Here is a 13,787-nt window from a genome sequence, read left to right as displayed (position 1 = left end):
AGCCGTATTCACAATGAATACGGCTTTTGACATAGTATCTCAGCTCTGTGAGGAATACTTTTCGATAAGCTCCTGTGCTTTTTCTTCACTGATGTGGAAGGTAGTTCCGCGTTCTACCATATTGGTAAAAACTGTACCGTTCTGGTATACCTTGATAGCAAAGCTGTATCTGCCTAAAAACTGAAGATCACAGCCTATTTCAAGTATGCAGTAATTCTCGGTGCGGTCTATCTGAGAGATACTTTGCGTATAATCATCGAAATTAGAAGATGTTGAAATATCTCTGTCGCCGAAAATAGTATCCCAGATATATTTTTCGTCAGCCCTATACTTTTCATTTCTGTGTGTTGGCTTATACTCATAATAGTAAACGTCGTTGATGCTAAGAGTATTTTCAAGATCAAAGTCATCAATGATCTGTCCTATTGTCTGCGGCTGATACCATACATTACGGTATACATGGTAATTGTTGCTGCCGCTGTACTGTACGGCTACTGCTAACTCTGTAGAAATATCGTTCAGGGCGAACACCTTTCCTGTGCTGCCGTTCTTTTCACGGTCAAGAACTTCATATTCGCCCAGTTCTTCGCCTATTGCAGAAAGTCCGAGAGATGCCCCCGAGTTTATGTATTCCTTGTCATTAAACATTACTTTGAAGTTGTTGTCTTCATCTGTAAAGTCTACGTAATCGTAGTTGATGAGGGTGATATCGTCGTCCTTTTGTGGGATAGGCACACTGCCGAGACCGAGAAGGCTCATCTGTATCTCTCTTGCGTCGTTGTTTGTGAGTCCGTTTCCGTCAGTGTCGCCGTTTACCTGTCCCTGTGCGGTTATGCCGCCGTCTGCGGAGATACCGTATTTATCGGGATTTGCCAGCGACTGCATTATCATTATGGAGTCGGAAAGGTCAACATAGCCGTCAATATTTGCATCGCCCATAGTACTGTCGATCAATATTGGCTCGTTGCAGTAATATGTTACAGGACTAATGTATGCAAGCTCTGTCATAGAGCAGTTGAAATCCAGTTTGTCGCCGTTGCTCTGCATATTGCTGAGAACCTCATAAAGCTTATTATAATCGCCTTCATAGCTGAAGCAAAGCATTCCTTCGATCATGCCTTTATGCTCTTTGAACTCGGGGTATTTCTCTGTGAACTCCGCAGCAGTCATATCTCCGCTGTAGTATGCACTGTCTATGCCTACGTAGTTTTTATTCTCATATACCTTGTAGTGCATCTCAATGGCAGTTACCTCGGGACAAGCCTTTACAAGCTCAAGAGTATAGTCATAGGCTTCTCTTGATGTTGCACTGACTATCTCGTATTCCTTGCCGTTTTTGCGGAAAACAGGCATTTTTAGATTTTCTGCTTCAACTGCTGCCTTGATATCTTCATAGGGGAGCACAGCTCCTTCCTCAACTTTTATGGCTGTAACAACAGATTCTATATCAATAATGTGAGTTTTGTTGTTTTCATCAAGTGTAATGAGAGAGCGGTTAAATCTCCAGTCGGGAGTTGCTTTATCCTTGCCTCCGCTAAGCCATACGTAGTTTCCTGAGATGCCCTGAACAGCTTCGTCAAAGGTCATGCCCTTGTAGCTGAATGATTTTGCAGCTGTTTCCACAAGAGCGGGGGAGTCAGCATTTGCAGGAAGTGCGGAAGCTCCGCCTAATACCATAGCCGCAGCTGCGATGATTGACATAATTTTCTTTTTCATAGTATCAGCTCCTTTAAAATTTTTGAATCATTTTACATTCCGAGAAGTATCTTCTGTAATGCCTGAGCGTCGCCTACTGTAAGACCGTTGCCGTCCATATCGGCATTGAGCTTGCCAAGTCCTGTAAGGTGATTGAAGTCAGAACCGTTTTCACCGTATTTATTCGGGTTTGCAAGTGCCTGCATAATGAGTACAACATCAGCCATATCTGCCTGATCGTCAAGATTTGCATCGCCCTTTACGATATCGGCAGTTTCCGAAAGTACAGTTACGCTCTTTACATTGCTGAACTGTGCAGGATATGTCGAAAGGATACCGCTTCCTGCGCCATAATCAACGTCAAGCTTCATACCTACGCTCGGCTCAGCATTGTCAAGGTATTTTGTGGGGAGCGTAAATCTGCTGTAGTTTTTACTGATAAATGAGTCCTTATCAGGCTTCAATACCAGTGTATTGTCTCTTATTTCCACAACTGTTAATTTCAGAGTTGTGTCTACTTCTTGTGCCTCTTCAACAGCAAAGCTGACTAAAGAGGTATCAATATTGTTTTCTGCAAGAAAAGCCTTTATCTGCTCTGTTACATCTTCGTTTTTCCAGTAGTATTCTACAGTTACTTTGTTTTCGATAAAATCAGGATCAACTCCAAAGACTGTTGCAGGAATATTGTTATCCTTAACGTAGTAATACAGTAATTCGGATATTCTGGTCAGTTCGTTTCCTTCTTCGTCTGTATCAAATGGAATGAACTCTAAGAGCTTATCGTCGATGTTGTTTTTCCATAAGAACTCGCCGAATTTATCGTAGTCATTGGCGTTTTTGGTGTGCCACCTCAGAAATACATATTTATCGGCGTATTTTTCGGATATCTTTTCATTTGCAATAACTTTCAGACTGATCTTGCTCTCTGCTATGAAGTCGTTTATCATGTTCTTTATTGTATCAAGGTCTGTAATTTTTTCGGCTTCGTATGTTTTTTCTTCTGTCTGTATAGCAGTCAGCGGCGATGCAGCTGCAATTGTTGTCAACGGAACAGCTGCGAAACTTGTCAGCATAGAAGCTGCAAATAATGTATTTATCATTTTTTTCATAATAAGACCTCCTTAAATGAAATTATAAGGCGTAATTTTTGCTTTCACTAATAAGTCGTAAAAATACAGATTTTGTCTCACCCTTTTTTCAAAAAAATTCAGAAAATATACGTTGAAAAATTTTTTCGGAAAATTTATAATTTAGGTGAGACATTTTCAGGTTTTTTACGACTTATATATGAAGAGACATATCACTAAACCAAAACGGGCACAGAAAATGCGCCTGCGAAAGGAGTTTAATATGGATAACGGTGCAAGTAGCTACCGCCGTTTCCTTGATGGTGATAAAAATGCTCTTATTGATATAATTGAGGACTACCGCCGCGGACTGGTTCTGTTTATCAACAGCATTACAGGTGATTTCTGCCTTGCTGAGGAAATTGCGGAGGAGACGTTCCTCAAGCTCTATGTGGACAGACCGAAATTCTCGGGGAAGTCCTCGTTCAGATCATGGCTTTATTCTATAGGAAGGAATACGGCTGTTGACCATATCCGAAAAGCTTCAAAACTTGATGAAGTGCCTGTTGACGACTTCTATGAGGTCGCGGACAGGGAGGATATAGAGCAGGATTATATCAAAAATGAGGACAAAAAACAGCTCCTCAGAGCATTGGAAAAGCTGAACGATGATTACAGACAGGTACTGTATCTTATATATTTCGAGAATTTCAGCAACACTGAAACGGCTAAGATAATGGGCAGATCGGAGAGACAAATAAGAAATCTTCTCTATCGTTCAAAGGAGTCTTTACGGAATATCTTAGAAAAGGAGGGCTTCAGATATGAGGGAATATGACAAAAAGACCTTGAAGATCGCCGAGCGAATATTTGAAAAGGGCGATGAGATATTAGAGCAGCGTCAGAAAAAAGCCGCTAAGATACGTCATATCTCCTATGCAGTATCGGGACTTTGTGCTGTACTGATAGTCTGCTTCGGCGTATGGAAGATACTGCCGTCGATCAATAAGCCCGATGGCAGCTTTAAGGATACGGGTACGGTCATTACTACGGAAGCTGCAACTGATACCGTAACTACAGCTTTTACGACAACTGAAAATACAACTGTTACGGAGGCAGCAAATGCTGTCGCTACAATAAAAACTACTGCCGAAAGTACTGAAACAGCGGCGGCTGTAACGGTAAGAACTTCGGCTAACGGAATAACTCCCGTAAGAACAACGACTGTGAATAATACCGTTACGCGCAGAACTACCGCTAAGGCTACTGCAAAAATAACTCATACCACAGTTTATACTCATACTACAGTTAACCAAGTTTCAAGCACAACCGCATGGTCTGGGGAAGAAATTGCCCATATGACCACTTCAAGGGTAAATGAAAGATTAGAAGAATGGTGGACTACTGTAAAAACTACGATTGCAGACATACCTGTAGGACCTGTTACAACTAAAAAAACTTCCGCTAATGTCACTATAATCTCAACGGTAAGCACTCGTGTGACAGAAGAACCTGTTATCAAGCCTGTTACTACTTCGACTTCGGTCATGCCAACCGATATCAATTCATTATTCAAGTTATACCCCGTAAGCGTAAGCCTTGATAATGTAAGATATGATAAGGGTACTGCCGAAAGTAATCCAACAAGCGCAGTAGAAATCAAAATAGGAGATTTTATCCGCAAGGCAAGAGTAACGATATATATTACAAATAAAAATAAAATAGTGCAGACAATGGAAGTTTATGAGATAAAAGGAAGAAGTTCCGAACAGGCTGTTGCTGTAAGGCTGACTGATACCGATGAATATTTTGAATTCAGAAACTATAATTACAGAAAAGAAGATGACGGTTTATAGAAACGAAAGCCCACTCATTTGAGTGGGCTTTTTGCTGTTCAGTTATCGTTTTTCTGATAGTTTGGATCGGTGAACAGGTAGTATCCTTCGGTAAAGCTGTATTCGTTTACCAGTCTTAAAGCAACGGCTTCTTCCATATCAACATCTTTTATAGTGTATACACCCATTGATAATATTTGCCTTGTGCCGTCAGGGTGTATCATTTTTAAGGATACCAAACTGATAAAGTCGCCTATATTTTCGTTCTCTATAAGAGTATTATGCTTTTCGTAGTTAACGTAAGTGCCGTTCTTCTTTATCTCGACTGTGGCAGTTGAAGCAAGAAAGATCTCAGTCATAGTATTTTTATTAGGTGGCGGATCAGTTATTCCACCGCGTGGCGTTGTAGTCTCAGTAGGTGTAGATGTTACAGGGGCTGTGGTGACTACGAAAACACCTGTTGTCGGCGATGCGGTAGTTGCGTGGACTTTGGCTGTAGTTGATGTCTGGGCAGCAGTTGCAGTTGTTGACACGGGGAGTGTAACTGTCGTTAAAGAAGCTGTAGTTGTTGTTGCTTTTCTCGTTGTTACAGAATTTACAGTTGTTCTGTAAGGAACTGTCGTCCTTATGGGAACAGCCGCAGTAGCTTTTGTCTCCACAGCTTTTGTTGAAATAGAAGTTGTTTTTGCGGCAGAAGCTGTCGTTTCCGTCTTAGCTGCTGTAGTCGGCGGGGGAGTAGTCTGTGTGGATATTTCTGTAGTTTCTGCTGTTGCAGCGGTAGTTATAACTATATTGGTATCATCAAAGTTGTTTTTGTTTTCGAGAGAAGGACGGAGTTTCCAGACTCCGAAGCAGACCAGTACAGCGGCACAAAGTCCCGAAGCAGTCAGAGATATCCGTTTGATACGCATTGCACGTATACGCTTGCGTTCAAGAATGGCATCGACTTCCTTCGTGACTATTTCAGCCATTTCTTTATAGTCCATCATACGAATATCCCTCCTTTTCAAGTTGTTTTTTCAATGCGCCTTTGGCACGGTACAGCAGATCGATGACCTGCTTTTTAGATTTCTTCATTATCTTTGCCGTTTCATCGTGATCGAAACCTTCAAAGTAAATAAGATACAATACCTGACTGTATTCAGGCTTGAGCCTGTTTATAGTCCTGCGCAGCCTGATCTTTTCCTCGTCGCTTATATAGCTCTGCTCAATACTTTCTTCACCTGAGATGTCAGCTGCTTCTTCGAGGGGAACTTCACGGCGTTTTGAACTCTTTCTTATATGATCGAGAGCAGTATGCCTTCCTATGGCATAAAGCCATGTCTTGAAAGCTCCCTCGCCCTTGAATTTAGGCTGTTCGGAAAAAAGCTTGATAAATGTATCTATAGTCAGTTCCTCCGAAATGTGGATATCACCGACTATACTGAAAAGGTAAAAAATAAGTCCATCTTTGTAATCGCGGATTATTTCTTCGATCGCTTTTTTATCTCCTGAGAGAAAACGGCTGTAACATTCAGCACCGTTTTTCATAGTATTCTCCCTTCAAAAAATGATCGTGAAATGCAATTGTGTATACATTCTTCTATTAATTAGTCGTATAAAAAGCTGTCAGAATCGCATACCTGTAAAAGGATTTTTAAGATTTGTAATATATGTACAATAACAAAGCTGTCGGTATGGTTATTATAACACAATTTTCGCAGCTTGAAAAGTTTTTTTGAAAAAACTGCGATTTGGGATATGAAAACTGCGACTAATTAGTGAAAAGGCAAATAAGTACATCGGATACATTCAAAACATTCTTATCCGATATCGTAAAATTTTACGACACTTTTTAAAGGAGGTCTTAGTATGAAAAAAATGATCAATATTTTGCTGACAGCTTCAATGCTGGCAAGCTGTATAACTGTTCCGTTTACTGCTGTTGCTGCTCAGTCGCAGAACGTTTCAGTTGAAGCAAGTGCAGAGGAGGAGAACATCAGGATTTCAGATGAACTGAAAAAGGACATTGATGCAGGACTTGAAAAGATAGACGTAATGATGTGGTGTACTTTCAAGATCGACTATTCAAAAATCATTCCAAGGGTAAACAAAGCCGCTGAGGAATATAAAACCACACTGGATACATCAGTATATTCAGAAGAAGAGATCAACGAAATGGTCGGGGCTTATAAAAATGATCTCTCCCAGAAGAAGTATGAGGAAGCTTATGCTGCTATAACAAAAGAAGTCTGCGACTTTATAGGAATTGACGTTTCAGAGGCGAACTTTACAGGAACAGCTCTGAGATGCTCATTAACTCCCGAGCAGATTTACAAGATAGCAGGTACAGACCGTATCAAGGGAAAGGTAATAAAGCAGTCTGAATTTGTATCAGGCGAGGAGTTAGGATATACGCCTGTTGATTGCAGCGACTCTGATATCACATTCGATGACATCAGAGGAATGTCACTTGATGAATTCAAGGTACTGTTTGCAGAAAACGGAATGACAGAAGGTCTGAAATACAGGTTATGGTCAAAAGATGATATGGCACAAATGAATAAGATCGGAAGAGTATGGGTACTTCTTGAGGCTAATCCGTTCCCTGTATCCAATGAAGCGCTTGCAGATGATTACAAGGTATGCTGGGAAGATGACAAGATCATCGAAGAAATGGGACTTCCGACAGATATGTTTGCGATAAAACAGAGAGGAGCTTTAACTGTAGATAAGGGCAATGGCAACGCTGAGTATTGTGCTTTTGAGATCATACCTATAACAGCTCAGGCAGATGATGGTATGTATGCAGCTTGGAATTATGTTCAGTTCAATGAATATTTCGCAGGCTTCTACTACGATTACATAGCTTGTTCTGGTACGCCGAAAGAAAATAATGATACACCGATAACAACAACTACAACACTCCCTGAAGATGTACCTATAACAACTACAACAGTCTCTGTAGAGGTAAAGGAAGCAATGGATAAGCTGAACAAGTATTTTGAGGACAATGGTCTTGATGCAAAGTGCCTGACAAGTGCTGAGTACCCAAGCTACTATCCGCCTCTCGTTATTGAATATGTAGTCGAAAACGTAACGACTGAGCAGAAGAAGCAGATGCTGGAATTTGCTGAGCAGAATGGTATCAGCAATGAGCTCTTCACTCTCGTACATATTATCAACGGCGAAAAGGTATACTGGGAGTATGCTACAGTTAATGTAAAAGGCGATGCAAACTGCGACGGTGAGCGTGATATGTCAGACGTAGTCCTTATCATGCAGGCTCTTGCAAATCCTAATAAGTACGGCGAAAACGGTACAGCAGAGCTTCACCTGACAGCACAGGGCAAGGCAAATGCCGACATGGACGGCGACGGACTGACGGTGGGCGATGCTCAGGCTATACAGAAGATACTGCTTGAAACAAACTGAATACTTAGATGATAATTGATCTTATGAAATGAAAATATGCCCCTGCACTTCATGTGCAGGGGCATAAAAATAAAAAAACGTCGAAAAATTCGACGTTTTTAAGTGCCGCTGACCGGACTTGAACCGGTACGATATTGCTACCGAGGGATTTTAAGTCCCTTGTGTCTGCCAATTCCACCACAGCGGCATAATATGAAGCGGTATATTTTTTATGATATACCGCCTTTTGGTCGAGGTGACAGGATTTGAACCTGCGGCCCCTACGTCCCGAACGTAGTACTCTACCAAACTGAGCCACACCTCGGACAGCATTAATATTATACCTCAAATGAGCGGCGATGTCAAGTAAAAATATCAATAAAATAATAATTTTATTTTTTTACAATATCATTGCAATAAAAAGAGCAGCCTGTAAGCTGCTCTTTTGTGTTTTATTTGATAACGATAGGCTCTGACCAGTAATCCTGATTGTAAATATCAGAGAAACGGTAGAGGATATGACACGCGCCTGATCCTACGTCTGTATTGCTTATGGTCATATTTTCGGAAACTGTTACCTGTTCGCCGATCATGTAGCTGTCCTGATAATTCATATCGTAATCATAGTAATCACAGATGAAATCAAGCTTGTCGCCAACACTGAGCTCTGTAAGATTTTTTGCTACAGCGTTTGTTTCGCCGTTAACGTAGTCTGTTGAAGCTCCTGCGATAAAGCCGTTAGGATTTGCATTGTTGAATACGATTATGAGGTTTACACGCTCACCGTTGAGTAAAGCAGGTACATAACCTGTAATGATAGTATCGTCACCGCTGTTTGTTGTATCTGTATGATAGTATGCTACAACGTTTCCGTTGATAGAGAGCCAGTTCTTTTCAGTATCAGCAATAAGGTCTCCCTCTTCTGTCCAGTCGTAGATGTTGTCGAGTCCAAGGTCGATGTAACCCTGACCGTCATCGTAGAACATATTAAGGTCGAGCTTGTGTACCATTTCCCACTGATTGTCAGCAAGCTTCATAGTATAAGAATCGTTCTGCTTTTCCCATGTGAGCTTTGATGCGTCAAAGTAGTGAGTTGAAAGATACTCTGCTGTGTCGTCTACATCAGTATCCTTCATGAATTCTGTGTTTGTGCTGTCAAGACCTGCTATGCTTCTTCCGCCGCCAAGGAAGCTGGAAAGAAGTGAACCGATCATATCAGAGCTGCCTGAAGAGCCTGATGAACCGCCCAGACCGAACAGTGAGCTGAGGGCTGAACCTGTGCCGCCTGCTGCGACCTGTCCGCCTGTTTCAAGCTTTGCAAACTGCTTTATGCACTTTGAATACTCAGAGTCCATACCGATCTGATTGTATGTATTGCAGGCTGTATCAACATATGATGTACGCTGGTAGGGGAAGTAGATAGATACTCCGTATGCGTTTGTCATATTTGTAGATGTGCGGTTGTACTTGACTGCCTTTTTCAGAGTTTCAGCAAGTGCTTTACCCTCGGCAGTTCCTACATTTTCAGCAAGGTTTACAAGGTCTACCTGATCTATACGTGAGCTTTCTGCAAATTCACGGGTAGAATATCTTGCGTTGGAAATATCCTTATACTCGTCGTTTGAGATCTTTGTGCTTACAGATTTAGCAAAAGCATTGAGATCCTTTGGTACTGTGTTTGAGAATTCAGCAAGGTCGATAACAGAAAGTGTTGTTTTCTGACCTCTGCACTTCTTTGCACACTCGGAAACGAAATCGTCTACAATGTTCTTGCCGATATCAAGTGTTGACATTGAAGTGTTGCTGCCGAGCTTTGTGAGCCAGTTTGTGTAGTACCAGCCGATACCGGGCTCTGTTTCCTCAGATGCGATAAGGTAATCAGCGTGTTCGTTGAGCATGAGTGCAGTTTCTGCTGTTGCCATGAGGCAAGCATCGAAGCCAACGAAGTCGAACTTTACACCGCCGCTCTTGAGTGCCTGATTAACACCTGCAAGGCTCATAGATCCGCTGCTCTTGTTCTTTTCGTCGTATCCGTAGCCTGTAACAGATCCGCCGCCGTGATCCCAGAGGATAAGCTCGTTTCTGTTAGCAGGGAAGTTCTTTGAGCAGTACTGTATGAATGATGCAAGGTTGTTAGGATCAGTCATTGCCTTAGAACCTGCATCATCGGAAAGTCTCATGACCTGTCCGTTCTTTATCTGGTATATCTGGTTTACTTTATTGCTTATGCCTGTTGACTTCCACTTTGAGCAGCCTCCTGTGAATACGATTACGTTTACGTTGTCACCGTAGGAAGCACCTGCCATTTCCTGCATATCGGAAGAAGCCATGCCGTATTTTGATTCAAGGTCAGTACCGCACATATATACCATGATAGTTACAACGTCCTCGTTGTTGCCCTTGATAACTGTGCGCTTCTCTCTTGAACCTGTTGCAACAGATGTATCTACCGCTGTGTCGCTGGTTGCACTGCCTGTAGCAGTATCCTCAGTGCTGAAATCAAAACCTGACGGTGCTGAACCGCCGCCTAAGAGTGAGCCGAGGAGATTTCCGGCACCGCCGCTGCTTCCGCTGCTGCTGCCGCCTCCGCCGCCTGCACCGCTGCCCATAAATTTAAATAAAAGGAAACCGATTATAAGGAGCGTCATTATTCCGCCGCCGCCGGCAGCTGCTCTCTTTACGCCGCCTCCGCCGCCTGTTGATCCGCCTGAATAGCTTCCCGAACCGACAGGACCTGTGCCAAGTCCATCGCCGCGTCTATGTGCTCCATTGCCGCCGGATGTGACGTTTTTACGTCTGTTCTGCGGTCTGTTTTGTCTTGGATCCATATTAACCTCCGTAATTTTTTCTCTTTAGCAGGTAAAATAGGCCTACTTATTAATATTTTACACACTTTCACATAGAATGTCAAGTTAAAATGAATTATTTGTATTTTGTCGAAAAAACAAGCGCAGCGGCAAGTTTATGGCTTGCAGCTGCGCGGAGGTCTGTTATTAGGTTATGAGAAGCTTTCTGAGTCCGATACTGTCGAAGATGTCAACAACTCCGTCATAGTTGATATCTGCATATGCAGAGTTTGTTACGGGTTCGTTTTTCAGCAGGAATTTTTGCAGCATTACAAGGTCTGCAACAGTTATGTCTGTATCGTAATTCACATCGCCTGTACGCAGCTTTTCGGGAGTAAGTATTATTTTCTGGTTTTCAGTGCCCATGTATTCTTCAAGACGGCAGGTGAGTGCGGAAGAATTACTGATGACAGTAACGCATTTTTCGTTCTGTACAAATGAATACGAGCCGTCTTTATTGCAGGTGACTCTGAATTTCTGTGAGCTGTCGGCTGTGTATTCCTTTGCAGTGATATTTCCTGCACTGTCAGATGTGAGTGCGTCGCCGTACTTGTTTATAATTGTATAGCTGCCGTCATCAAGTTTGTTGAATTTCCAGATATGATCGTCTGCGTGATTTAATGAGTCGCCGTTTATTTCATGTATCTGCATATAGCTGTCTAAACCGAATTCTCTGTCTGATGAATTATACAGGCAGTCTGATGAGATGTCACGTATGGAGTATGAACCGTCAGCTACGGCAGGGTGTACGGGTTCAAGGCTGAACAGCTGGCAGTCATCGCCTCGGTATTCCCACTGATTGATGTTTCCGCCGTTTTCCTTTGACCATTCATATACGTCAAATCCGCTTTTTTCATTGGACGAAGCTGTAACAATACCGTAGTATGAGCCTTGCTTTTTTAACATGAATTTCTGATTTTCTGCGCCTGTGAACTCCTGCAATTCAAGGTTTACTCCGTCGCTTCCAGAATTTTCGGCAAGTCCGATGCATTTGTGCTCATCGCCTGCTGAAAGTATATAGAAATACTTTTCGTCGATAGCTGTGAGCTTCCACTGCTGTGCCCAGCTGCCGTTGAATTCCCACTGCTGTATATTAGTACCGATATCAAGGCTTCCGTTGGGCAGGTCGACGACCTTGCCGCTGTTGCGGTTGATGATATAATATGATACGTCGGAATGAAGTTCTGTACTTGAAATATACGGGATACAGCTGCTTGGCAGCAGAAAATTCGTGGAATATACTATCTTTGAGTCTTTGTCGGTGTAGTCGGGGATACCGACCTGACGCTCCTTGCCGTTAAATTCCTTTGTCTGTACGCCCCATACGGTCTGGTTATTGCTACCAACTGCGGTGAATGACATTACTTTCTTGCCGTTTTCGTCCTTGGCTGCAAGGAAGTAACCGCTGTATTTCTGACCGCCTATGGTTATCTCGGCAGCTGCACTTTCCTGCGATTGTGACCATTTTCCTGTAACTGGGCCGCTTATTGTACCGTCTGCATTGAGCTTTATGCTGCTGTAGTTTATTATTTTTCCGTCTGTGGAAGTGCCGTGGTTGATGAATTCATAGTCGCCGATAATGTCGGAGTCATTGTAGCCAGATGTGGATATCTCATCGCCTGCGTATTCGTATGGAGCGACAACAGGCCAGCCCTCTTCGTTGAAGTACATGGAGTGTACACGTACCTCGTGGAATTCTGCACCGTCGTCAAATCTTGTGTGATATACAAGATACCACTTGCCGTCATCGTCACGGAGTACGGAGTTGTGTCCGCAAGCCATGTAAGCTTTGCTCAGTGAGCTGAATTTGTAGTTGCCCATGACTTTCAGACCTGTGGAGTCAAGGTTAGGATTTGTGGGGAGAACAGCCTGTCTGCCTGCTGGATCGGTAAATGGTCCGAGAGGTGATGCAGAGCGGAATACACGCATATTATATCCGCCTGTGGAGGTGAGTCCGCCGAATGTTACCCATAAATAATAGTAGCCTGTGTCGGCGTTGTATTCAATGAAAGGGCCTTCACCTGATTTGCCGTAGCCTCCCGATATTTTCGTACCGAAATAGCTGTCCACCATTCTGCCGTCAGAGGTAGTGCCTGTTTTCGGGTGTATGCACTGTCCTGTTTTCGGGTCTATCTCAAGGGTGAAGATTCCGCCTGACCATGAGCCGTAGCACATATACATCTTTCCGTTTGTGTCATAGTATATGGTAGGATCAATAGCGTTGGGGAAGAGCTGATTGTTGAAGTCATTGTTCCTGAACCAGCTGTTGTTGAAGCTTACCTGTCCTGCGGCAATAAGCTCGTCTATGTTAGTGGAGGTGTACTTCTTGTTGACGTTTTTTGTTGCACTCTTTACATATGCGTCATTGTTGGTGAAGCCTGAGTAAATGAGGGTATCCACAAAGGTATACGGTCCTTCTATATTCTTTGCTGCGGCATAAGCTATTACGGAGCGCATATAAGTTGAGGAAGTGCAGAAGTACATAAGGTATGCGCCTTTGCTGCCGTCAGAGTTGATATAGTCTGCGTCCCATACTACATCTGGTGCCCACACAGCAAATCCGCCTGCACAGTCCTCAAGGTCTTCACCCGACCACGCAAAGGCTTTTTGCAGGTTTTGGGAAAGATTGCCGAATTCTACATTATTTGTGGTTGCATAGCCGTTTGAGAAACGTTTCCAGTTGCGCAGATCAGTAGTCTTTGCTGCTTCTATATGTGAGCCGAATACGTAATATATACCGTTATTCTTGACTATGGAAGGATCGTGTACGGATACGCGCTGATTGGCTGCGAGTGAAGTCATGCCTGTGAAAGTCGACAAGAATATGCAGCCTGAGACAACTGCCGATATTAGCTTCTTCAATTTCATTTTAATATCCTCCAAACATAGAAATGTTTATATAATTATAGCATTTTTTTAGCCAAAGTGTCAATGGACAAGAGGTATACAAA

The 13,787-nt window shown here is 42.8% G+C and carries 9 protein-coding genes and 2 tRNA genes; 3 read left to right on the top strand and 8 right to left on the bottom strand.

Features of this window, described 5'->3' with window-relative positions:
• Window positions 1-39: 39 nt before the first annotated feature.
• Both BLW60_RS09180 and BLW60_RS09175 read right to left on the bottom strand, forming a co-directional pair.
• A complete protein-coding gene (locus BLW60_RS09180) occupies window positions 40-1,716 on the bottom strand; it encodes a hypothetical protein (protein ID WP_074716636.1) in 1,677 nt (558 codons plus the stop codon).
• A 32-nt stretch (window positions 1,717-1,748) separates the two neighbouring features.
• Window positions 1,749-2,804, bottom strand: a complete 1,056-nt coding sequence (locus BLW60_RS09175) for a dockerin type I repeat-containing protein (protein WP_074716634.1) — start codon at window positions 2,802-2,804, stop codon at window positions 1,749-1,751.
• A 241-nt stretch (window positions 2,805-3,045) separates the two neighbouring features.
• Here BLW60_RS09175 and BLW60_RS09170 point away from each other — a divergent pair, with 241 nt between their 5' ends.
• Both BLW60_RS09170 and BLW60_RS09165 read left to right on the top strand, forming a co-directional pair.
• On the top strand, window positions 3,046-3,600 hold the full coding sequence (locus BLW60_RS09170) for an RNA polymerase sigma factor (protein WP_074716632.1): 555 nt from the start codon (window positions 3,046-3,048) through the stop codon (window positions 3,598-3,600).
• Window positions 3,587-4,618, top strand: a complete 1,032-nt coding sequence (locus BLW60_RS09165; protein ID WP_074716630.1) for a hypothetical protein — start codon at window positions 3,587-3,589, stop codon at window positions 4,616-4,618. The genes BLW60_RS09170 and BLW60_RS09165 overlap by 14 nt, the downstream gene beginning before the upstream one ends.
• A 38-nt stretch (window positions 4,619-4,656) precedes the next feature.
• On the opposite strand, the gene BLW60_RS09160 is transcribed toward BLW60_RS09165, so the two are convergent.
• Together BLW60_RS09160 and BLW60_RS09155 are read right to left on the bottom strand one after the other, a co-directional pair.
• A complete protein-coding gene (locus tag BLW60_RS09160) occupies window positions 4,657-5,586 on the bottom strand; it encodes a hypothetical protein (protein WP_074716628.1) in 930 nt (309 codons plus the stop codon).
• Window positions 5,573-6,127 (bottom strand): RNA polymerase sigma factor, encoded by a 555-nt coding sequence (locus tag BLW60_RS09155; protein WP_074716627.1) that lies wholly within the window; start codon window positions 6,125-6,127, stop codon window positions 5,573-5,575. The genes BLW60_RS09160 and BLW60_RS09155 overlap by 14 nt, the downstream gene beginning before the upstream one ends.
• Before the next feature lie 321 nt (window positions 6,128-6,448).
• Here BLW60_RS09155 and BLW60_RS09150 point away from each other — a divergent pair, with 321 nt between their 5' ends.
• Window positions 6,449-8,011: a dockerin type I repeat-containing protein gene (locus BLW60_RS09150; RefSeq protein ID WP_074716625.1), complete on the top strand. Its 1,563-nt coding sequence runs from the start codon at window positions 6,449-6,451 to the stop codon at window positions 8,009-8,011.
• A 103-nt stretch (window positions 8,012-8,114) separates the two neighbouring features.
• On the opposite strand, the gene BLW60_RS09145 is transcribed toward BLW60_RS09150, so the two are convergent.
• The 4 genes from BLW60_RS09145 to BLW60_RS09130 form a co-directional block, all read right to left on the bottom strand.
• Window positions 8,115-8,198: transfer RNA gene (locus BLW60_RS09145), tRNA-Leu, on the bottom strand.
• Window positions 8,199-8,238: 40 nt separating this feature from the next.
• Window positions 8,239-8,315: transfer RNA gene (locus BLW60_RS09140), tRNA-Pro, on the bottom strand.
• Window positions 8,316-8,442: 127 nt separating this feature from the next.
• Window positions 8,443-10,818: a clostripain-related cysteine peptidase gene (locus BLW60_RS09135; protein ID WP_074716624.1), complete on the bottom strand. Its 2,376-nt coding sequence runs from the start codon at window positions 10,816-10,818 to the stop codon at window positions 8,443-8,445.
• A gap of 165 nt (window positions 10,819-10,983) precedes the next feature.
• Window positions 10,984-13,704: a family 43 glycosylhydrolase gene (locus BLW60_RS09130; RefSeq protein WP_074716622.1), complete on the bottom strand. Its 2,721-nt coding sequence runs from the start codon at window positions 13,702-13,704 to the stop codon at window positions 10,984-10,986.
• Window positions 13,705-13,787: the final 83 nt, after the last annotated feature.

The organism is Ruminococcus flavefaciens, assembly GCF_900108555.1.
Classification (GTDB): Bacteria; Bacillota; Clostridia; order Oscillospirales; family Ruminococcaceae; genus Ruminococcus; species Ruminococcus flavefaciens_P.
Note: the sequence above shows the minus strand (reverse complement) of the source record. Positions and strands in the feature narration are given on the sequence as shown.